This window comes from Ornithinibacillus liuyingii (assembly GCF_055550225.1).
Genome location: NZ_JBPWOS010000007.1, coordinates 168,549 through 189,676, shown reverse-complemented (window position 1 = coordinate 189,676; position 21,128 = coordinate 168,549). Strand labels below are relative to the sequence as shown.

22 protein-coding genes are annotated in these 21,128 nt (G+C 36.5%); 1 reads left to right on the top strand and 21 read right to left on the bottom strand.

Features of this window, described 5'->3' with window-relative positions; all coding sequences use genetic code 11:
* Positions 1-16 precede the first annotated feature (16 nt).
* The 10 genes from asnS to ACSKT4_RS11440 all read right to left on the bottom strand — a co-directional run bounded on the left by asnS (position 17) and on the right by ACSKT4_RS11440 (position 11,283).
* Positions 17-1,309: an asparagine--tRNA ligase gene (gene asnS / locus ACSKT4_RS11485; RefSeq protein ID WP_186869763.1), complete on the bottom strand. Its 1,293-nt coding sequence runs from the start codon at positions 1,307-1,309 to the stop codon at positions 17-19.
* Between the two features lie 49 nt (positions 1,310-1,358).
* Complete coding sequence (locus tag ACSKT4_RS11480; protein ID WP_465823417.1) at positions 1,359-2,540, bottom strand: pyridoxal phosphate-dependent aminotransferase; 1,182 nt, start codon at positions 2,538-2,540, stop codon at positions 1,359-1,361.
* A gap of 16 nt (positions 2,541-2,556) precedes the next feature.
* On the bottom strand, positions 2,557-3,078 hold the full coding sequence (locus ACSKT4_RS11475) for a cell wall elongation regulator TseB-like domain-containing protein (protein WP_186869765.1): 522 nt from the start codon (positions 3,076-3,078) through the stop codon (positions 2,557-2,559).
* 369 nt (positions 3,079-3,447) lie between these two features.
* The gene (gene dinG, locus ACSKT4_RS11470; RefSeq protein ID WP_186869766.1) at positions 3,448-6,231 is read right to left on the bottom strand and encodes an ATP-dependent DNA helicase DinG; all 2,784 of its coding nucleotides are present in this window, start codon (positions 6,229-6,231) and stop codon (positions 3,448-3,450) included.
* 145 nt (positions 6,232-6,376) lie between these two features.
* On the bottom strand, positions 6,377-7,363 hold the full coding sequence (locus tag ACSKT4_RS11465; protein ID WP_186869767.1) for a biotin--[acetyl-CoA-carboxylase] ligase: 987 nt from the start codon (positions 7,361-7,363) through the stop codon (positions 6,377-6,379).
* Positions 7,339-8,541 (bottom strand): CCA tRNA nucleotidyltransferase, encoded by a 1,203-nt coding sequence (locus tag ACSKT4_RS11460; protein WP_186869768.1) that lies wholly within the window; start codon positions 8,539-8,541, stop codon positions 7,339-7,341. Before ACSKT4_RS11460 ends, ACSKT4_RS11465 begins: the two co-directional genes overlap by 25 nt.
* A 22-nt stretch (positions 8,542-8,563) precedes the next feature.
* Positions 8,564-9,688: an N-acetyl-alpha-D-glucosaminyl L-malate synthase BshA gene (gene bshA, locus ACSKT4_RS11455; RefSeq protein WP_186869769.1), complete on the bottom strand. Its 1,125-nt coding sequence runs from the start codon at positions 9,686-9,688 to the stop codon at positions 8,564-8,566.
* 2 nt (positions 9,689-9,690) lie between these two features.
* Positions 9,691-10,101: a methylglyoxal synthase gene (gene mgsA / locus ACSKT4_RS11450; RefSeq protein WP_186869770.1), complete on the bottom strand. Its 411-nt coding sequence runs from the start codon at positions 10,099-10,101 to the stop codon at positions 9,691-9,693.
* A 16-nt stretch (positions 10,102-10,117) separates the two neighbouring features.
* On the bottom strand, positions 10,118-10,906 hold the full coding sequence (gene dapB, locus ACSKT4_RS11445; protein WP_186869771.1) for a 4-hydroxy-tetrahydrodipicolinate reductase: 789 nt from the start codon (positions 10,904-10,906) through the stop codon (positions 10,118-10,120).
* Positions 10,903-11,283: a nucleotide pyrophosphohydrolase gene (locus ACSKT4_RS11440; RefSeq protein ID WP_186869772.1), complete on the bottom strand. Its 381-nt coding sequence runs from the start codon at positions 11,281-11,283 to the stop codon at positions 10,903-10,905. The genes dapB and ACSKT4_RS11440 overlap by 4 nt, the downstream gene beginning before the upstream one ends.
* Before the next feature lie 132 nt (positions 11,284-11,415).
* On the opposite strand from ACSKT4_RS11440, the gene ACSKT4_RS11435 reads away from it, so the two are divergent.
* Entirely contained in the window at positions 11,416-12,288 is an 873-nt protein-coding gene (locus tag ACSKT4_RS11435) for a YitT family protein (protein ID WP_211741345.1), read from the top strand.
* Positions 12,289-12,537: 249 nt separating this feature from the next.
* Here ACSKT4_RS11435 and ACSKT4_RS11430 read toward each other — a convergent pair whose 3' ends face one another.
* From ACSKT4_RS11430 to aroC, 11 genes are all read right to left on the bottom strand, one after another.
* Complete coding sequence (locus ACSKT4_RS11430) at positions 12,538-13,221, bottom strand: zinc metallopeptidase (RefSeq protein WP_186869774.1); 684 nt, start codon at positions 13,219-13,221, stop codon at positions 12,538-12,540.
* A gap of 60 nt (positions 13,222-13,281) precedes the next feature.
* Positions 13,282-13,479 (bottom strand): sporulation protein YpjB, encoded by a 198-nt coding sequence (locus ACSKT4_RS11425; RefSeq protein WP_186869775.1) that lies wholly within the window; start codon positions 13,477-13,479, stop codon positions 13,282-13,284.
* Positions 13,480-13,607: 128 nt separating this feature from the next.
* Positions 13,608-14,183 carry a lipoprotein heptaprenylglyceryl N-acetyltransferase LhaT gene (gene lhaT, locus ACSKT4_RS11420; protein ID WP_186869776.1) on the bottom strand — a complete coding sequence of 192 codons (576 nt, stop codon included), beginning with the start codon at positions 14,181-14,183 and terminating at the stop codon, positions 13,608-13,610.
* Between the two features lie 74 nt (positions 14,184-14,257).
* Positions 14,258-15,040: a menaquinol-cytochrome c reductase cytochrome b/c subunit gene (locus ACSKT4_RS11415; RefSeq protein ID WP_186869777.1), complete on the bottom strand. Its 783-nt coding sequence runs from the start codon at positions 15,038-15,040 to the stop codon at positions 14,258-14,260.
* A 16-nt stretch (positions 15,041-15,056) separates the two neighbouring features.
* Positions 15,057-15,731 carry a menaquinol-cytochrome c reductase cytochrome b subunit gene (qcrB, locus tag ACSKT4_RS11410; RefSeq protein WP_186869778.1) on the bottom strand — a complete coding sequence of 225 codons (675 nt, stop codon included), beginning with the start codon at positions 15,729-15,731 and terminating at the stop codon, positions 15,057-15,059.
* A gap of 6 nt (positions 15,732-15,737) precedes the next feature.
* The gene (locus ACSKT4_RS11405; RefSeq protein ID WP_186869779.1) at positions 15,738-16,250 is read right to left on the bottom strand and encodes a QcrA and Rieske domain-containing protein; all 513 of its coding nucleotides are present in this window, start codon (positions 16,248-16,250) and stop codon (positions 15,738-15,740) included.
* A gap of 138 nt (positions 16,251-16,388) precedes the next feature.
* The gene (locus ACSKT4_RS11400; protein WP_186869780.1) at positions 16,389-16,847 is read right to left on the bottom strand and encodes a DUF2487 family protein; all 459 of its coding nucleotides are present in this window, start codon (positions 16,845-16,847) and stop codon (positions 16,389-16,391) included.
* 88 nt (positions 16,848-16,935) lie between these two features.
* Positions 16,936-17,511 (bottom strand): ReoY family proteolytic degradation factor, encoded by a 576-nt coding sequence (locus ACSKT4_RS11395; protein ID WP_186869781.1) that lies wholly within the window; start codon positions 17,509-17,511, stop codon positions 16,936-16,938.
* A gap of 30 nt (positions 17,512-17,541) precedes the next feature.
* Positions 17,542-18,789, bottom strand: a complete 1,248-nt coding sequence (locus ACSKT4_RS11390; protein ID WP_366481021.1) for a tetratricopeptide repeat protein — start codon at positions 18,787-18,789, stop codon at positions 17,542-17,544.
* 87 nt (positions 18,790-18,876) lie between these two features.
* Positions 18,877-19,953: a 3-dehydroquinate synthase gene (gene aroB / locus ACSKT4_RS11385; protein WP_186869782.1), complete on the bottom strand. Its 1,077-nt coding sequence runs from the start codon at positions 19,951-19,953 to the stop codon at positions 18,877-18,879.
* Positions 19,953-21,119, bottom strand: a complete 1,167-nt coding sequence (gene aroC, locus ACSKT4_RS11380; RefSeq protein ID WP_186869783.1) for a chorismate synthase — start codon at positions 21,117-21,119, stop codon at positions 19,953-19,955. The genes aroB and aroC overlap by 1 nt, the downstream gene beginning before the upstream one ends.
* Positions 21,120-21,128 lie beyond the last annotated feature (9 nt).

Sequence of the window (21,128 nt, the reverse complement as noted above, 5' to 3'; positions counted from 1 at the left end):
AGCCACATTTAGTTTTTTATGGGTACAAACGATTTAACAATCTTGGGAATGGAATTGTTTCACGAACATGCTCTACTCCTGAAAGCCAAGCAACCGTACGCTCTAAACCTAAACCGAATCCAGAGTGTGGTACACTTCCGTATTGTCTTAATTCCAAGTACCATTTGTAAGCTGGCCCTGTTAAACCATGGTCTTCATAACGTTTTTTCATTAGCTCTAAATCATCAATTCGCTGCGATCCACCTATAATTTCACCGTATCCTTCTGGAGCAATTAAATCTGCGCAAAGAACAACTTCCTCACGATTTGGATCTGGTTTCATATAAAATGCTTTAATTTCTGCTGGATAATTCGTAATAAATACAGGTTTATCAAAGCTTTCTGCAATTGCAGTCTCATGAGGTGCACCGAAATCCTCACCCCACTCAATATCTGTAAAGCCCTTTTCCTTTAATAATGCAATCGCATCATCATAAGAAATCCGTGGGAATGGAGCTTTAACTTTTTCAAGCTTCGAAGTATCTCTCTCAAGAATATCTAACTCTAATTTACAGTTTTGCAATACAGATTGAACGATATGGCTAACATAATTTTCTTGGATTACTAGGCTTTCTTCATGGTCTACAAATGCCATTTCTGGTTCAATCATCCAGAATTCAATCAAATGACGACGAGTTTTAGACTTCTCTGCACGGAAAGTTGGTCCGAATGAGAATACTTTTCCAAAGGCCATTGCTGCAGCTTCCATATATAATTGTCCACTTTGAGATAGGTATGCATCTTCATCAAAGTATTTGGTATGGAATAATTCCGTTGTTCCCTCTGCAGAGGATCCTGTTAAGATTGGCGGGTCAATCTTGATATATCCGTTATCATTAAAGAATTCATATGTAGAACGAATAATTTCATTTCTTATTTTCATTACAGCATGTTGTCTTTTAGATCGTAACCATAGATGGCGATGATCCATTAAAAATTCTGTTCCATGCTCTTTCGGTGTGATAGGATAATCAACAGACTCATGAATTAATTCAATATCCGAAACTTGCATTTCATAACCAAATGGGGAGCGAGTATCTTCTACAATAGTACCAGTAACATAAATAGAAGATTCCTGTGTTAAGCTTTTTGCAAGCTGAAATGTTTCTTCACTAACATCACTTTTGGCAACAACAGCTTGCATAAAGCCTGTGCCATCACGTAATTGTAAGAATGCAATTTTACCACTAGAGCGCTTATTAGCAAGCCATGCTCCGATTGTTACTGATTTCCCCTCATGTTTGGGTACTTGTGCGATTGTTGTTTTCAACGAAATAACCTCCATTAGTAAAAAATTTGCTTCGTCATGTGAATATCTATTATTGATGTTTTTCTACAAATCGTTTAATTCGATGAGCAGCTTCAATTAATTGCTCTATTTCGATTGCATAAGATAAACGCATGTAATTAGGTGCTCCAAAGCCTGAACCAGGTACTACAGCAACCTTTTCCTCTTCCAGTAATGCTGTTACCCAGTCATCCACAGAATCAAAGCCATTTAATTTAGCAGACCCGGATACATTTGGAAATAAATAGAATGCTCCCTGAGGCTTTTTACAGGTCACACCAGGAATAGTAACGATTAAATCATATAACGCATCGAGTCTTTCTGCAAACACTTTACGCATTTCAATAGTTGGATCCTCTTTTGCTTGATATGCTGCTAACGAAGCATATTGTGTAATTGAAGTTGGATTAGATGTTGAATGCGATGCTAAATTAGTCATTGCCTTTATAATTACTTCTGGACCTGCAGCATAGCCGATTCTCCATCCAGTCATCGCATGTGATTTCGATAGGCCATTAATCACGATGGTCTGCGCTTTTAATGCAGAAGAAAGTTGTGCAATAGATACATGCTTATCTTCTGTGTAGATTAATTTTTCATAAATTTCATCAGAAATGATAACAATATTATGCTTTAAGCAGATTTCTCCTAACGCTTTTAGCTCATCTTCACTATACATCATCCCTGTTGGATTACTAGGAGAATTTATAATGACGGCTTTTGCACGATCCGATATTGCTGCTTCCAATTGTTCTGGTGTAATTTTAAAATCATTTTCTTCCAAGCCATCTACAATAACGGGTTTCCCGCCAGCTAGTTTAATTTGTTCTGGATAGCTTACCCAGTACGGCGCTGGAACAATTACTTCATCACCTTCATTTAAAATCACTTGAAAAAGCGTATATAAAGCATGCTTAGCACCTGAAGTTACAATGATCTCATTCATTTGATAATCAAGCTCGTTATCCTGTTTTAACTTCTTCATAATAGCTTGCTTTAATTCATTAATACCACCAGCAGGTGTGTACTTCGTCATGCCTTGATCCATTGCATCTTTTGCAGCTTGAATAATATATGCTGGTGTATTAAAATCTGGTTCACCTGCACCAAGTCCTATAACGTCAAAACCATTATTTTTTAATTCCCTCGCCTTTCCTGTAATAGCTAGGGTTGACGATGGGGTTAATGTTTTTACTCTGTTTGCAATCTCCATTTTGCAATTCCCTCACTTAATCGAACATTTTTTTAAAGCGAAATTCTTCATACTTTGAGCCATCAAACATAGACACATAATCCATCACATATCGTCCCGCTTCATCGTAGTAGGTAATCTCCCATAATGGATTATGATCGGTAATTGCCGGAACAATTTTAATGAACACACAATTTGTACATGTTTGTTGCCAACTTTGACGAATGGATTCAACTGGAATAATCTCATCCTCATTAATGGTGGTTAATTTATCCTCTTCATCATCAGGAACAAACACCATTAAACTTCCATTATCTTCAGTAGTACCAGTGACGATATAATGGAGTGTATCCCCGTGGTATCGCATCGTTTCCACTACTTCTATTACTTCTGTTTCCTCGATTACTCGTTTTTCAGCATTTTCAAACCCATTCGTTTTACTTTTTTCTATATTGTTATATAAAACCGATAAAAAGATAAGAATAGCAACAACAACAATGATCAATGCGAATATAACCCATTTTGTCCAGGAGGGGGCATTTATATTATTTCTTCGCATACGTTACCTACGTTTGTTACTACCTTCAAATTTCTAATACTTGGCTGATTCCTTTTGTTTCTTCCCATATCATTTACCCTCCAAATTCCTATACCTATCAAATTGCTTCTATTCTTATCAATTATTACTAATCATAGTTGCTTATATGCTGCTAATACTATAATTACGTTGAACTTAAATAAGATGAAACACATCCATTATACCAAGCATTTCCCGATTTTTGTTTTGATTTTATTTATTTCAACCAAAAAACTTCTAAACTCCATACCATCTCATTGAACTGATGCACCCCGCATCAGTTTTTTTATGTCAAAACAGTATTACAGAATGAAGAACAACGTGATACCATACCGTATTGAAAATTAATGGTTAAAACCATTCTCTTGCTTTTTTCATTAACTCGGTTGTTGAATCAAAGGCAATCGGTACTTTTGGAATGGATTCTGTGAAATACTTTCCATAAGACGATCTAATCATTCTCGCATCACACACAAATACAATCCCTCTATCATTATTAGAACGAATAAGCCTTCCGAACCCTTGTCTAAAACGGATAACGGCATTTGGAAGTGCTAAATCATAAAATGCATTTCCACCAGTTTTCTTCATATCTTGCGCTTTTGCCTCATATACAGGGTGATTAGGAGGTTGAAATGGCAATCTTACTATCATTAAACACGATAGATCATCACCTGGAATATCGACACCCTCCCAAAATGAACTTGTTCCTAGTAGGATTGATTGATCAAATGTTTGGAAGTTCTTTTTTAATCTTTCTCTACTACCACTTGAAATACCTTGGGCAATGAGTACAAACTTTTCATTTTCCATGGATTCTTTAATTAAATAATACGATTTTTTAAGCATATCATACGATGTGAATAGTACCAGCATCCTACCACTGGTGATTTCTGCAAGGGATAGGATAGCCTCACAAGTTGCCATAACAAAATCGTCCGAATTACTATAATTCCACTCTGGAAAATCGTTCGGTACCATCACACGTACTTGATCTTCATAAGAAAAAGGTGAGGGTAATTTTTTCGAATAAAGCCGATTATTTGGTATTCCTAGCCGTTTTTGAATGAAACTAAACGAATTTTTCATCGTTAAAGTAGCACTGGTTAAAATAACACTTTCTTTTACAGCAAAAAATTGTTCTTGAAGCACAGAGGATACATTAACTGGTTCACTATATAAATAAACCGCATTTTTAGCACCATATGCTTCAATTTCTATCCATTTCACGGCAACAGAATCATTATCAAGTAAGAATAATTGTTCTATCCCATCAATAAAGGATTGAAGTAATTCAATACGATGCTCTGTTTCATCCTTTGCTTCTTTATCAGTCAATTGTTGGCTTATGATAGTAAGGTAATGGATTAAATCCCGAATGTAAAAGATAACCCTTGTAGCCATCTCTATAATTGGATTCCATCTCGCTTCTTTCTCTTTTCTTTCTTCATACCGATACTGAATTCGGCCGACATCACTTAAGACCTTCTTCGTTCCCTCTAGGTGTAACACATATTGAAATATTGAACGGAATAAATCGTCTAATTCATACTTGGTTAAGCTTACCAAATCATTCCAGCGTTCAGAGGAAACGGCTTCTTTGATCTGTACATGATTAGTGGCAAGCTTATCTATCCATTTCCCTTCTCCAAAGGTTCCGATTTGGTTGATTACATGTTGCATATTAACATAATCAAGCTTTAAACCATAGTGTTTTGAAGCGGTCTCCTCTAAGTGATGTGCCTCATCAATGATAACTTTATCGTATTTTGGTAAAAACTGATACTCATTAAATATATCGGTACATAATAATGCATGATTCGTAATAATAATATCTGCTAATTGTGCTTTTCTCCGTGCTTTCTGGTAGTAGGAATATTTAAACCATGGTGAAGAAGGATCCGCTTGTCCTTCCGTATCAGCAGAGATTCGTCTATAAAATAGTTGGCCATGGGAAGGCAAGTGTAATTCATCTATATCACCTGTTTCGGTTTCCAATAACCAGACGAGAATCATTGCTTTCGTTAAGGCAATATCATAATTATCCTGCTCAGCGGAATACAATTCATGAATGAATTTTTCAATACTAAGATAATGCTGCTTTCCTTTTAATAACGCCACTTTAAATGGAAATGATATTAGCTTTTTTACTAAAGGAATTTCTTTTTCTAATAGCTGTGATTGAAGCTGTGTCGTATACGTACTAATTACGATTTTTTTATTTGTTTTTACCGCTTCATAAATAGCTGGTATCAAATATGCTAATGACTTTCCTGTACCGGTCTCCGCTTCAATTAGAGCGTGTTTTTTTCCCTGGAATGAATCATAAATGTCCTCAGACATGATTCGTTGTCCATCTCGTTTTTCGTACTGTTTAATCGCTGATTCCATCGAACCGTTCTCTTCATAGATAGAATCTAAATACTCGCCATAGGAAGTCGCGATCATTACCTTTTCACGCTTCTTAGGGGTATTATTAAGAAAAGCAAGTCCCTTATAACTAATATAATCCGTTTCCTCAGTCTCAAAGGCAACTAGTTCCATTTGTTTGTTTAGAATGTCATATAAATCGGACTTTAATGATTTTTCGATTTTTAAAAGATGCTGTAATGTTTCATATGGTAAGGTAGATATCTTTTCCTTTAAGATAAGGAAAAGCTTTGCTGTTACATAAGCATCTGATAAGGCACGATGAGGATTATCATGTTTAATCTTTAAATAATCCGCCAACTGCCCTAACTTAAAGCCAGGTGCCTGTGGAAACAGTATTCTAGTTAATTCCACCGTATCCAGTACAGGATTTCGTAATCTAGGTTTACCAATAGACGTTAGTTCTGAATTTAAGAATCCCATATCAAATGGAACATTATGAGCGATTAGGTAGCTGTTTTCTAGTAAGGTCGTTATCGTATCCGCCATTTCTGTAAAAGATGGTGCATCTTTTACATCTTCATCTTTAATTCCCGTTAACTTCGTAATAAAGGGTGGTATCGATTTTTCTGGGTACAACATCGTTGAAAATTCATCCGTAATTCGATCATCTTCTATTACAACGATACCCACTTCGATAATTTTATCTTGGTTTGCACTAGAATTTCCTGTTGTTTCTAAATCCAAGACAACAAATCGATTCATTCCCTCACCACCTTTATGTGTCATTTAATATAATGTACTTCATTGTATCGTTTAAACTTTATTCCTTTTTTTCTTCATCACAAGTTGAAGAGGTATCTCAGGTTAAAAGGATAACCTACCTAAGAGACACCTCCCCTACCATTCCTTATGTATTACCAAACCAATCAATTTCTCCGGAATATACCTTCTTAATCGTGCCATCCTCATACTTCGCTAATAATGCCCCGTCCTCGGCAATTCCTGTTAATACTGCTCTTTGAACATCATGAAACGTCTTAATGCTAGTAACCTCTCCGATTCGATAACCATAGCTTTCCCACTTTTCCTTAATTACCGAAAATCCTTTATCGAGGAAATCTTCATACGTCTTTTCGAAGTATAGTAAGATTTGTTGAATTAATTCTGTCATATTCCATGACTTACCAGTTTCTATCTTTAAAGATGTTGCTTTCGATTGAATATCTTCAGCAAGGTCATCCGGTTCGTGATTCACATTAATTCCGATTCCAATAACCACATATTGGATACGGTCTTGTTCTGCTTGCATCTCCGTTAGAATACCTGAAGTTTTTTTATCCTGTAATAAAATATCATTTGGCCATTTAATTTTTGGATTAAGCTTCAATTCTTTCTTCAATACGTCGGCTAATACGGTTGCCGTGAGTAAGGTCAATTGAGGAGCTAAATATGGTGGGATAGATGGCCTTAGAATAATACTCATCCATATCCCTTTGTTCTTCGAGCTATACCATGCACGGCTTAATCTTCCCTTACCAGCAGTTTGTTCATCTGCAATAACGACTGTCCCATGATCTGCATGATTCGTAGCCAAATCATGCGCAATATGCTGGGTAGAGGTAGTGGATTCCTTATGAATAATTGATTTGCCTAACCAGTTTGTGTTTAATCCCCATTGTACGGTATTTTCACTTACTTTATTTGGTGATTGAAGAATTCGATAGCCTCTGTTTCGAATCCCCTCGATAACATAGCCATCTTTTTCTAATTCCTTAATATGCTTCCAAATTGCACTGCGAGAAATTTGGAGCTGATTTGAAATCTCTTGTCCAGATATATAGCTATCCTGGTTACTGGATAATAAATTAATTATTTTTGCTCGGGTGGATTCCATTTTAGCCAATCCTTTAATATCATATTGTTGTTTTGTAATTCTCCTAGAACAACTAACCTTTCTAGTTTTACCAGTTTGTCCTGAATCCAGGGTCCTTTTGGAACAGCAGGAAATAATTTTATTATATCATTTCCATTGATATTTAGGTCTTTTTTTGATGTAAGGTTTAATTGTTTTTTTAATCTGTAAAGTTCGTCCTTGTCTATCTTAGTTGGGAACATAATCTCCGTAATTCGATAGAACGCGTTGTAATAATCTGGTAGGAGTTGATATACTAACCAATTATCCAAGCCGTTAGCTTTATAATAATCAACTGCTTGGTTCAATTGGAAGGCTTCTCTTAGAATTTTATTAGAACATTTCCATTCCTTGCCAATAATTCTTATGTCTAATTCAGGCTCCATCTGATGAATGAGACAGAGCACTTCAGCTAATGTATGCAATGGTTGAATAATAGGGACAAGCTTGGCAATTAGATGATAATCTTTCAGAACTGGAAGCTCTTGGTCTATCCTTAATTCTACCATATAGGATAGTGCGGTCTTGACATCCTTACCAGCAAATAATTTCTGTAACTCCACGGTTATCCGCTCAACAGCAAGTCCCGTTATCGATTGCCTCGTAGCCATAATTGCTTTTAAAGTGTTTTCTTCTATTTGGAATCCTAGTTGACTGGAAAAGCGAATTGCTCGTAGAATCCGAAGCGGATCTTCTTGAAATCGATCATGGCCATTGCCCACAGCTCGAATTAATGCTTTCTCAATATCTTCTCGACCATGAAACAGATCAATTATATAACCATGCTTGTTCATGGCAAGGGCATTAATGGTAAAGTCTCTTCTCGCTAAATCCTCGTCAATCTTATCAATAAATTGTACAGAATCAGGATGGCGCTGGTCTGAGTACTCTCCTTCCACTCGAAAGGTAGTTACCTCATACGAAATACCACGATGTCTTACGATGACTGTTCCATGCTGAATTCCTACAGGGATTACTTCATCAAAAATAGCCTGCACCTCAAAAGGCTTTGCAGAGGTTGTAATATCAACATCACCAATTGGTCGTTTTAATAAAAAATCTCTAACACAGCCACCAACAAAAAATGCCTGGTGACCTGCTTCTTCTATCGTTTCAATAATAGCTAACGCTTCTCGAAAAGGCTCTGTTAGTTCCTTCATTATTCCTAAACACCTCTATTTACTAATTCGATAATAATTTATGATATAAGTCCATGTACTGGTTTAATATAATAGATGAATGGAAATGATTCCGAACACGTTCAAGAGCTGTTTCAGAAAAACGCTTTAGTAATGACTCATCAGTTAGTAACTGCTTGGCATAGTAAGCTGCTGTTTCGACGTCGCCTAATTCCACAATATATCCTGTTTCATCGTGAACAATAACCTCTGGTATCCCACCAACATTCGTACCAATACAAGCTACTTCGCAAGCCATTGCTTCTAATAATACTAATCCAAAACTTTCTTTTTCTGAAAGTAATAAATTCAAATCTGCTATCGATAATAAATCACTTATATTTTTTTGTTTGCCTAGGAATAACACATCATCCTGAATACCTAATCTAGTCACCAGATTAAATGTATTAGTATATTCCGGACCATCTCCGACTAGCAGTAACTTCGCTTTCATACCATCTCTTATTCGCTTAAATGTGTTGACAGTATCCTCTAGGCGCTTTACTTTTCGAAAGTTTGAAATATGTATAATTACCTTATCATCTTCCTGTATACCATATTGTGCCTTAATTTCTTCTAAATCTCGCTTATAGTACTCTTCCTCGTTAACAAAATTGTAAATCACGGAAATTTCTTTATCTGTTTCGATCATATGTTTTGTCTGATTAGCTAAATCCTTGGATACTGCTGTTACAGCATCAGAATTTTCAATTCCATATTTAATCATCCGCTTAAATGTATTATCAATCCCTAATACCGTTATATCTGTTCCATGTAATGTTGTAACTATTTTCACATCACGTTTAGCCATGTCCCGTGCTAAAATAGCACACACTGCATGTGGCATGGCATAATGAACGTGTAGAATATCTAGTTCTTCACGATCAATCACTTCAGCCATTTTGGTAGCTAAAGCCAAGTCATATGGAGGATATTGAAATACTGGATAATGACCAACTTCTACCTCATGATAATAAATATTGGGAATTACTCGGTTTAAACGAAAAGGTAGACTAGACGTTATAAAATGTATTTCATGCCCCTGCTCGGCAAGGAGCATCCCTAATTCTGTAGCTATCACACCTGATCCACCCACTGATGGATAACAGGTTATTCCTATTTTTTTCATCTTCAATATTCCTTTTTCCCTTTCATTATCTTTCTCCAGTCAAGACTACCATGCTCTAATCCATGTATAAATATTTCAGCCGAACTTATGTTCGTTGCAAGTGGAATTTGATGTACATCACAAAGCCTTATAAGTGCACTTACATCTGGTTCATGAGGCTGAGCGGTTAAAGGATCACGGAAGAATATAACCATATCCATCTCATTATTCGCAATCATGGCTCCAATTTGTTGATCGCCACCTAATGGCCCAGATAGAAAACGATGAATGGCTAAGCCCGTTTCCTCGGTAATTAACTTTCCAGTAGTCCCTGTTGCAAATAATTGATGCTTTTCTAACACGTGTTTGTAAGCTAAAGCAAAATTAATAATGGTTTGTTTCTTCTTATCATGAGCTATTAATGCAATATTCATAAACTACCTCCATTTATTAATCCAAATCTAGGACATTTTCCAAACCATAGACTAGTTCGTCAATGTGAAACACCTGATTTACGGATAATTTAATTCCTTCCATAAAGGACTTTCTATTCATTGAATCATGTTTAATCGTTAATGTTTGGCCCTCTCCTCCAAAAATAACCTCCTGGTGTGCGACGAGCCCTGGTAACCGTAAACTATGTATGTGGATGCCATCATCCTGTGCTCCTCTTGCCCCTTTCAGTACCTCTACTTCATCAGGGTGGCCTTGTGCTTTACTCTCACGTACCGTTTTTATCATTTCAGCAGTTTTTATTGCTGTTCCAGATGGCGCATCAACCTTTTGATTATGATGTTTTTCGATAATTTCGATGTCTGGAAAATATCTCGCTGCTATTTTGGAAAAATGCATCATAAGTATAGCTCCTATTGCAAAGTTGGGCGCGATAATTATGCCAGTTTTATTCTCTTTTGCTACTAGTTTCATCTCTACTAGCTGCTCGTTGGTAAATCCAGTCGTACCCACTACACAGCGTATATTTTGCTGTAAAGCGATAAGAATATGATGATAGCTTGCTTCAGCAACCGTAAGATCTATTAATACATCTACTTCCGTTGCATAGAAGCACTCCTCTGGATTTTGATATACCGGAATAGCCTTCTCAGCTAGTGATGATATAGAAGATGCTTTATGATCAATGCAAGCAACTAGATTAAAGCTTGGCTCTGCTAATACCATTTGTACTGCCTCAGACCCCATACGCCCACGAGGACCAGCAATAACTATATTTTTCCTCATTCTCGCCCCTCCTGTTGCAATTCCTTCTTCGTCCATCTATCCTTATCTCTCGTTTCGAATTTCGTCATCGATCGGTTAAAAGCGTCCGACAGGTCAATATCTAATGAATTAGCCATACATGCAATAACGAATAAGATGTCACCTAATTCATCTTCCACTGTATTTTCTTTCTCAGTAGATTTCTTCGGCTTCTCCCCGTAATAATGATTCATTTCCCGAGCGAGTTCTCCTACCTCTTCCGTTAATCTAGCCATTAAAGCTAAAGGTGAAAAATAACCCTCTTTAAATTGACTAATGTATTGATCAACTCTTTTTTGCATTTCTTTTGTAGTAATATCTGAAGTACGAATAATAATCTGCCCCTTTTCGAGTAGCATTTTCTTTAATGTTAGCGAATCCGATAGTTTTTGACAAATTATTTAGCACGGGAAAGCATTGTTCTAACCATTTAAATTGATTATAATAGAAAAAGTGTTCTATCGTATCATTTTATAAATGGAGGTGCAACAATGATTTTCGGCTTAAAAATTAAAAATATCCTTTTCATCTTAATTGGTGCTGCTATTTTTTCTTTTGGAATCGTTCACTTTAATATGCAGCATAACCTTGGTGAAGGTGGTTTTACTGGTATTACCTTAATCTTATATTTCGCTTTCAAATGGGATCCAGCTATTACGAATATCGTTCTGAACATTCCAATCCTCCTTATTGGTTGGAAATTTCTCGGTCGAAATACACTTTTTTACACAATCATTGGGACTTTATCTGTTTCTTTATTCTTAAGCATTTTCCAGCTTTATGAATATGAAATTCATTTAGAACAAGATATGTTTCTTGTTGCGTTATTTGCCGGTGTATTTATCGGAGTAGGACTAGGAATTGTATTTCGATATGGAGGAACTACTGGTGGTGTAGATATTATTGCAAGAATTGTACATAAATATATAGGTTGGAGCATGGGGAAAACCATGTTTATTTTTGACTTTGTCGTAATCGTTACCTCCATTTTTACCATTCTTGAACTTGACCAAGGAATGTATACATTAGTTGCTGTATATGTAGGTGCACGAGTCATTGATTTCATACAGGAAGGTGCCTACTCAGCTCGCGGAGCAACTATTATCTCCTCTAAGAGTGATGTGATTGCAAAGAAAATCATGAACGATATGGACCGTGGCGTAACCGTTCTAGATGGACGTGGAAGCTTCACAGGAGAAAAAAGAGATGTATTATATTGTGTTGTCGGTAGGAATGAAATTGTAAAATTAAAGAGCATTATTAATGCAATTGATCCGCAAGCCTTCGTTGCAGTCGGCACTGTCCACGATGTCTTGGGGGAAGGATTCACATTAGACGAAAACAAAAATCCAATTAATGATTAAGTGAATCTAGTTGTATAACGAAGATATAATTGGATATTACTCTGTGGCATTACACAGTGAAAAACCTGTGATAACGGAAAAACCAATAGAGGGGAGAGCATGATGTACACGCTCCCCCCTGCAAAAAGTCTTTCCTTTTACAAAAAGCAAACAATTTATAATAAAAATCCGTACGAATGTGAACTCTAATGATAGTCAACATGGTCCGGATTTTTTAATTTTATTCCCTATATTTGTCTAATGAATTGTTTAATCTTGGTTACTTGCTACAATCATTAAAATAAAACGGATTAATTCCGCAACTGCTACTAATGCAGCAGCTACATATGTCATAGCAGCAGCATTTAATACCTTCTTCGTATCACGTTCCTCATTATTTCGAATGACACCAGTAGATACTAACTGCGCCATTGCTCGATTAGAGGCATCGAATTCCACCGGTAATGTTACTAATTGGAATAACACCGCAGCAGCAAAGAAAACAACCCCAATCACGGCAAGCTCTGTCATACCAATTATAAAACCTGCAATGATTAAAAATATTGATATATTAGAGCCAAAGTTTGCTACCGGTACTAAAGCACTTCTAAATCGTAAAAATGCATAGGATTCTGCATCCTGAATGGCATGTCCTACTTCGTGAGCAGCAACAGCAGATGAAGCCATGGATTGTCCGTGATAAATACCACTTGAAAGAAAAACAGCTTTTTTCCTTGGGTCATAATGATCTGTTAGTGTTCCTTTTGTCTCATGAATTTCAACATCATAAAGTCCATTATCATTGAGAATTTTACGTGCCACTTGAGCACCTGTCATCATAGATGATGTAGCTACTTTAGAGTATTTATTATACGTACTTTTTACCTTTGATTGTGCCCAAAGTGGGATAATCATAAGAAGTACTATATAGATTAAATAGGTTCCAAGAGTCATGGTACATTCCTCCATTATGTTAATGTGTCTCTATAGTCAATTTTAGTCAAATAGTCAGATTTAGTCAATTAATTTGTCGTTATCTCTATGCTGCTTATCCTTCTTCTCACCATGATATTTTCTCCAACTAACATAAGATAATGTACATACTATAGATCCGCCAACAATTAGCAGTAACCAATAAAAGGGCAAAAGATTATCCTCTCTCTTTTCTTCTTTCATGTTGGCAAGTATAACATCACTCCAAAGCAATTCCATCAGAATAAAAAAAACTATCCCTATGATAATCCAAATCAAGATTTTTATAGATCGTTTCTTTTTCATAGAGATCACCCTTTTCAATGAGTATCTCTATAAATGTATGACATTCCATTAGCTGTTATAACTTACAGGCTTGGCTTATCTTTAATGGTTAACTTGTAAGCAATCCATATGGATACAATACTGAGCCAAAATGTAAAATAGCCTATTTTATCCATATACGCGGTTAGTGTAGAATAAATTGGCATCATTCCAAATACATAGTCAATTACATCATTATGTAAAGTCCAAATAGCTGCAATGACAATATGTATGAGCCTTATTTTGTAATAGGGAGCATATAGTAATCCTTGGATTGCCATGGCTGCATGAGATACCATTAACATATAACCACTAGGAGCTAATTCCCCATTTAGCCACAACGTTAATACGTTCATCACAACAGCCCAGATTCCATATTTAAACAAAGTGATAATAGCCAAAGCTTCAATCAAAGGAAAATGCTTTCTAAAAATAAAAAACAACAAAAATATCGTAAAGAATAGGCTTGCAGTCGGACTATCTGGTACAAATATAAGGAAAATTGTTGGTGTAATTGCTAGCTGAGAGCGATACCAATAAAACCCATAGATTGTGCCAATTAAATTAATGATAAATAATAGAACAAGGAAGCGCTTATCTAGCAATATCGCTTTTAACATGTAAATATACTTCTCCTCCTTAAAAAATGAAAAGCACCTTTACCATGTTGGCAAAGGTGCTTTTCTAACATTGATTATTCTGCCGCCTGCTCATTGACTGAAATTATAAAATCAACCAATTGTTCAAGCTCTTCTTCCGTACCAGTAAACATATTAGCAGGCATGCTACCAATACCTTCTTTTGCAATAGTAGCAATTTCTTCTGCAGTATGTTCAGTACCAATAAGCGCTGGTGCTGCAGAACTACCTTGTAATGCATCACCATGACACTGTAAACAGCTCGTTTCATAAGCAGCAAAGCCCTCATGTGACGTATCTATTTCAACTTCAGTTGGTGGAATTGGTTTATTCATTTCTGCACGCTCTTCCCAATTAACATGAGATGCAGAAGTATATGTTAACCATACTACAGATACTAAAGCAAGTAACATCATAATAACAGCTATTGGCCGTTGATGTGGTCTACGTCCAGGACCATTATCTAAGAATGGTGCTAGAAGGAGCGCTCCGAATGCAAGACCAGGTAACCCAATCATACCAAGTAATACATACGGTCCACTAGCGAATTCATATTTAAGTAATTCATACAAGAACAAGAAGTACCAGTCTGGTAAAGGTATATATGCTGCATTCGTTGGATCAGCCATTCCTTCTAGTGGAGATGGATGTGCTAATGTAAGACATAAAAATCCAACTAAAAATACTGCACCTACTAACCACTCTTTTAATAAGAAGTTGGGCCAAAAAGCTTCTGTTCTTCCAGGATACTCAGAATAATCTTTAGGTATTTGTGATGCTTTACGCTCTGCCGGTACACGAGAATCTCCGACAAATTTCATTCCTTTTCCCTTATGCATAGCCTTCCCCTCCTTTTTATAGTGGTCCAGAAATACCTTGTCTACGGATTAAGATAAAGTGAGCTCCCATAAGCGCAAATAATGCAGCTGGTAGGAAGAATACATGAATCGCAAAGAAACGAGTCAATGTTTGAGCTCCTACAATTTCTTCATCACCCGCAAGTAATGCTTTTAGATCGCCACCTATGAGTGGTACTTGTTCGGCCATCTCTAATCCTACTTGTGTAGCAAAGTATGCTTTGTTATCCCAAGGTAATAGATATCCTGTGAATCCTAAACCTAGCATAACAAAGAAGATAAGTACCCCTACCATCCAGTTTAATTCACGAGGTTTTTTATATGCTCCTTGGAAGAACACCCTTAAAGTATGTAATAAAAGCATTACGATAACGACACTAGCACCCCAGTGGTGCATGCCACGTACAATTTGACCATGTGCAACTTCAGTTTGTAAGTAATATACAGATCTCCAAGCGTTTTCAATATCTGGTACGTAATACATCGTTAAGAACATACCTGATAAAATTTGAATAACAACCACGAAGAATGTTAAACCACCAAAACAATATACAAATGCAGAAAAATGATGGGCAGGGTTAACATGTTCTGGTACTTCATGGTCTGCAATATCCCGCCAGATTGGCGTAATATCAATACGCTCATCGATCCAGTCATAAATCTTTTGTAGCATAAATAATTACGCCTCCTTTCTAGATATTGCTTTACCTAAGTATAGCATTCCATTTTCCACTTTTTGTTCATACAAAGGTAATGGCGCTGTCGGTGGTGTTCCTGGAACGTTCACACCATCCTTGGTGTAGCGACCATCATGACATGGGCAAAAGAATTGGTCCGGAAAACTTTCATTTCCCTCCCATGATACAACACAGCCTAGGTGTGTACATATTGGGGAAAGTGCTACAATGTTTCCGCTATCATCTTTATAAACCCACGCAGTTCTTGTTGGTTGTGACTCATACCATCCATCTACTTGTTCAATTTGCCAATCGACACGTTGAGGTGTTGTTGTAATATCTTCAACAGCAAGACCGACGTTTACATAGTCACCATCACTTGGTGGCTGTAAAACTGGGTCAATCGCCATTCTGAGCATAGGTGCAAGCAAACCAGCAGCCATAAATCCTCCAACACCTGTTAGTGTATAATTCAGAAATTGACGACGGGACACTTGTTGCTTTTCTTCGCTCATGATTTTCCCCCCTCTTCACAATAATCACGGACAATAATTTTAATCATATTACTAGGACATTATCATGATAGCGCAAACTTACTGCTCGGTCAATACATATCCATCTATGTTCTGAAAGATTTCATAATTTTATTACGTTTACCAATAACTGCGTATAAGATCGATGACATCTGGAACTTGTCCCCTAATTAGTTGCAGCATATTAGCGGAATTTGTCTCATCAACCTGAACTCCAGGAACCCATAAGAGATTAGCCTCTAAATTTTTTTCATAACGCTTCCAACTAGCATCAAAGGTTAAGATGAACACATGCTCAAACGGTTGTTTCTTAATTTCTTCACACCACTCATTTAGTCGCTTCGCTTCTTGTTCCTTATTACCAAATTCTAAATAATAATAGTTAGGAATTAAAAGAACTCTACCCGACAGCTCTTTTTCAATTTCCGTCGCAAAGATAGATAAGCTCTCTCTTTTGGAAGTACTTTTTCCAAATGATGCTTCTTGTGATACTTGGAACGGAATTATTGGAATGATAGCAGTATCAATATATTCTTTTGAGCCAACATAGAGCTCCATATCCTTTTTTGTCCATTGCATGTATGTAGCCACCTTTTTTAGTATTTACTAAATTTAATATTTTTATGATTCCCAAGTTAATATACTGGTGCAAACAAAAAAAATCAACCTATTGCTCTTGCAAAGTAGGTTGACTAAGCATTTTCAATTCAAGGATTCTAAGTTCCTTCACTAATTTGTTGAATTGGTCTTTATCTTGTTCATCTAAGCTCCGATCAATTTTCTCTAACAACTGTTTCTTACGAAACTCAAATAGTGAGTGTTCCAGCAGTAACTTGGCATTATCTTTGTCTTGCTGGGTAATTAAATATTCATCCGGTACAAAAGGATTTTCTTCTAATACGGAAGCATATAGATGATTTTGATTTGACTGATTAAAATTTAATTGAATATATAATGACTCATGTTGATTGAGACGAATATCGTGAAATGCCTTTTCAGCGTCTGTGGTTACTAAATGATTTTTGTAAAAGCGGAATGGGACTTCTTTGGAACATTGACTGGTAATAATAACACTTCTTACACAAAATTTAGCGTCATGAACAAAGTGAACATTTTCTAATATTTCTTGATGATTAATTAAGTAGTTCAGAATCCATACACTTTCCCGTTTTTTTAATTGATAATTATTGAGGAACCATTGTAAAAACTTCTTTTTATCCTTTACTGAAACAGGTGCTTGCATAGCGTTTATTACCTCCTCCCCTTCACCATATTACATTTGCTTCAAACGATTAACGTATTCCATGATTTCATCGTCCTGTGGGTCTTGCTCTAAATAGGTAGTGAATACCTTAATCGCCTCTAAAGATTTCCCTTCTTCAACTAAGAAGTATCCGTATTCTTTTAAGAAGTCATTATCATGTTGTAAGCTATTATATGCTTCCTTGTAGTGATTTAATGCATCATTATAGGATTCAATTTCAATATAGGCACGTGCAATTTCCCAGTCATATAAAGGATCGTCACCACCATATTCTTTGACCATACGAATTAACTCGATAATTTCTTCCGGCTTGGCCTTCAATTTTAACAGTTCTATTAAAAACAGAACTGCTTCCTTATAATCCATATCGAGATTAACTGCTTCTCGAATGTGTTTTTCACTTTCCACATCTAAATTACATTTATGAGCCAAGGTCCCCGCTAAGTAGTATAGTTCCTTATTAAACTCATCTAATTTTAGACCCTTTAATGTCGTCTCGTAAGCATCATTTAGTAACTCCTCGTCCTCATAAGCCTTCGCTAACTGCATATAAGCAGTATGGTAATAAGGATCTTCTTCAATTAACTCCTCCCATACATGAATAGCAATATCCTTACGATCTGCTTGATATGCTGTAACCCCATATTTAAATAACACATCTGGATTTTTGCTATCTGTTTTTTCGTAATAGGTTAATGCAACCTCATACTCTCCAACGTTGGCATAAGATTCTGCTAATCTTTCATGAATTGGGATATCGTGCACATCGGATTTTAAGGCTTTTTCATAAAAGGTGATGGCTCGCTTGAAATCTCCGAAAGAATAATAGAGCTCTCCTAAACCTAAATCAATGATTGGCTCAGACGGATTTAACTCTTTCGCTTGTAGAAGCTTTTGCTCTGCTACCTCAAATAACCCTTGGGATTGATAAAGATCTGCAAGTGCTACTAAAGCTTGCAAATAAGCGTCATCTCCTTTTGGAATAGAGTTAAGTAGGTCTATAGCCTTTTCATCATTATCTTGTTCGATATAAATATCCGTGAGGTATAATTTTAATTCACTTTCTTCTGGATAGTTTATAAGTAATCTAGACAGAATCTCTTCAGCTTCCACTAAAAATCCCCAATGCAAATAAAATTCCGCATACCAATATAGCTCTTCATCAGATGCTTTTGTCATTTGCTTACGTATAAGCTTTAGCGCCTCGTCTACCTTATCCATCTCCATTAAGTTGTTTGCTTTTACAATAATATTCACTTTAAAATCCCTTCCATCTACCGTTAAGTTATCTCTACTAAAAAACTAGATTACGGTGGTGATTATTTACAATCACCATGACTGTTTTTATCCATTTATTATTTCTCTCTCTACAAATGATGTTAAATAATTCTTTAGTTTGTTTTCTTCTACAATATGGGTAACGGGGTCTCCAATTTTATTTAATAATACCATCTGGATTTGATTATGCTCTGTTTTTTTATCACGTTTCATTAAATCGATTAATTCGTCTATTCTATCCGTATTCACCAAAAATGGATATTCATTTCGTTTTAACCAATCTCTGAGCTCTTGTATCGGCAATACTGCTTGTAATTCTTGTTCACTTACGTAAAATGCAAATAGTAGTCCAATTGCCACTGCCTCACCATGGGTTAGTACACCATACCCTAAATCGGCTTCTATTGCATGACCTAATGTATGCCCGAGATTTAAAAACTTCCGCACCCCTGATTCTCTTTCATCCTGTTGAACGATTTCTGCTTTAATTTTAATTCCCATTTCTAGAAACTGTTCTAAATCAGCTGGGGTAATCCTATCTAAATGCTGCGATAAGAGCTTGTTCCATAATCCACTATCGGAAAGCATAGCTTCTTTTATTAGCTCAGCATACCCTGATCGAATTTCTTTTGGTGGTAGAGTTTGTAATGTATCCGTATCATATAGTACTAGTACAGGTGGATAAAAACTACCAATCAAATTCTTTCCTTTATCATGATTGATAGCAACTTTCCCTCCAACACTACTGTCATGCGCTAGTAATGTAGTAGGTACTTGAATAAAATCAATTCCGCGCATATAGGTTGCTGCTACAAATCCCGCTAAATCTCCTATTACCCCTCCACCTAAAGCAATAATGAGAGATTGACGATCTAAGCCATATTCAATTGCTTTCGTATGAAGGTTATAAAATGTTTCAATATTTTTCGATTGCTCCCCTGCATCGACAATTTCTATAAAGATGTTCTTTTGATTTAGTCCATCGTGAATGTCTTGAGCATATAGTTTTCCAACATTAGAATCTGTAATAATAAGAATCGACGAATAATTCTTATCCAGCTGGTCCTTGATATGATGGCGTATATGGTTACCAATTACAATATCATAGGATTGAATGGTTGAACGCACATGAATGTTTTTCATTAGAATCTCCTTATTTCTTCACGATAGTTTTCTACTGCTTCTTTTAATTTATAGAAGTTATCACGCGGAAATTGCTCCAGCATCGCTTTTGCTAACTCAAATGCTACCACATGCTCCATTACTACTGCGGCTGCAGGTACTGCGCAAGCATCAGAGCGCTCCACACTAGCTTGAAAAGGTTGCTTTGTTTCCATGTCAATGCTTTGTAGTGGCTTCATTAAGGTAGGAATCGGCTTCATAACACCTTTAACTACAATGGGCATTCCAGTTGTCATTCCACCTTCAAATCCCCCAAGATTATTCGAGTTTCTGTAATACCCCTTTTCCTGATTCCAATTGATTTCGTCATGAACCTCACTACCATTTCTTCTTGCGGCTTCAAAACCGATTCCAAATTCAACTCCTTTGTATGCATTGATACTGACTACCGCTCCTGCAATACGTGAATCTAGCTTTCGGTCATAATGTACATAGGAACCGACACCAGCAGGCATCCCTTCTACGTAAACCTCTGTAACACCTCCTAAGGTATCACCATTCTTTTTAGCCAAATCTATTCTCTCCATCATTTGTTGCTCGACATTCTTATCTATCGTTCTTACTGGAGAAGCTTCCGAAATCCGCTGTCTTTCTTCCATTGATACGTTAGGCATATCTTCTGCTTGAATTCCGCCTATTTCTTTTACATACCCACACACACTAATCCCAAGTTGTTTTAGCATTGTTTTCGCAACGGCACCAGCAGCCACTCTTGCTGCAGTCTCCCGAGCAGAGGAGCGCTCTAATACGTTACGAATATCACGATGTCCATATTTTAATGCCCCGTTTAAATCTGCATGACCCGGCCTAGGTCTTGTTACTACTCGCCTTAACGTCACATCCTTATCTAACGGATCCTCCCCCATAATATCGGTCCAATGCTTATAATCATCATTGTTTATCACTAGTGAAATAGGAGATCCTAGTGTATAACCATGGCGAACACCACTTGTAATCTCAACTAAATCTTTCTCTATTTGCATCCGTTTACCCCGTCCATAACCTTTTTGTCTACGAAGTAACGACTCATTTATCTGATCTTTTTGTAAAGGCATTTGTGCAGGAATACCTTCTATGATTGTTGTCAATTGTTTTCCATGTGATTCACCTGCAGTTAAATAACGCATGCTTTACCT

Coding starts and splice junctions, on each gene's coding strand:
- ACSKT4_RS11480 (WP_465823417.1), bottom strand. CDS start 2,540: ATGGAGATTGCAAACAGAGTAAAAACATTAACCCCATCGTCAACCCTA.
- ACSKT4_RS11475 (WP_186869765.1), bottom strand. CDS start 3,078: ATGCGAAGAAATAATATAAATGCCCCCTCCTGGACAAAATGGGTTATA.
- dinG (WP_186869766.1), bottom strand. CDS start 6,231: ATGAATCGATTTGTTGTCTTGGATTTAGAAACAACAGGAAATTCTAGT.
- ACSKT4_RS11465 (WP_186869767.1), bottom strand. CDS start 7,363: ATGGAATCCACCCGAGCAAAAATAATTAATTTATTATCCAGTAACCAG.
- ACSKT4_RS11460 (WP_186869768.1), bottom strand. CDS start 8,541: ATGAAGGAACTAACAGAGCCTTTTCGAGAAGCGTTAGCTATTATTGAA.
- bshA (WP_186869769.1), bottom strand. CDS start 9,688: ATGAAAAAAATAGGAATAACCTGTTATCCATCAGTGGGTGGATCAGGT.
- mgsA (WP_186869770.1), bottom strand. CDS start 10,101: ATGAATATTGCATTAATAGCTCATGATAAGAAGAAACAAACCATTATT.
- dapB (WP_186869771.1), bottom strand. CDS start 10,906: ATGAGGAAAAATATAGTTATTGCTGGTCCTCGTGGGCGTATGGGGTCT.
- ACSKT4_RS11440 (WP_186869772.1), bottom strand. CDS start 11,283: ATGCTACTCGAAAAGGGGCAGATTATTATTCGTACTTCAGATATTACT.
- ACSKT4_RS11435 (WP_211741345.1), top strand. CDS start 11,416: ATGATTTTCGGCTTAAAAATTAAAAATATCCTTTTCATCTTAATTGGT.
- ACSKT4_RS11430 (WP_186869774.1), bottom strand. CDS start 13,221: ATGACTCTTGGAACCTATTTAATCTATATAGTACTTCTTATGATTATC.
- ACSKT4_RS11425 (WP_186869775.1), bottom strand. CDS start 13,479: ATGGAATTGCTTTGGAGTGATGTTATACTTGCCAACATGAAAGAAGAA.
- lhaT (WP_186869776.1), bottom strand. CDS start 14,183: ATGTTAAAAGCGATATTGCTAGATAAGCGCTTCCTTGTTCTATTATTT.
- ACSKT4_RS11415 (WP_186869777.1), bottom strand. CDS start 15,040: ATGCATAAGGGAAAAGGAATGAAATTTGTCGGAGATTCTCGTGTACCG.
- qcrB (WP_186869778.1), bottom strand. CDS start 15,731: ATGCTACAAAAGATTTATGACTGGATCGATGAGCGTATTGATATTACG.
- ACSKT4_RS11405 (WP_186869779.1), bottom strand. CDS start 16,250: ATGAGCGAAGAAAAGCAACAAGTGTCCCGTCGTCAATTTCTGAATTAT.
- ACSKT4_RS11400 (WP_186869780.1), bottom strand. CDS start 16,847: ATGCAATGGACAAAAAAGGATATGGAGCTCTATGTTGGCTCAAAAGAA.
- ACSKT4_RS11395 (WP_186869781.1), bottom strand. CDS start 17,511: ATGCAAGCACCTGTTTCAGTAAAGGATAAAAAGAAGTTTTTACAATGG.
- aroB (WP_186869782.1), bottom strand. CDS start 19,953: ATGAAAAACATTCATGTGCGTTCAACCATTCAATCCTATGATATTGTA.
- aroC (WP_186869783.1), bottom strand. CDS start 21,119: ATGCGTTATTTAACTGCAGGTGAATCACATGGAAAACAATTGACAACA.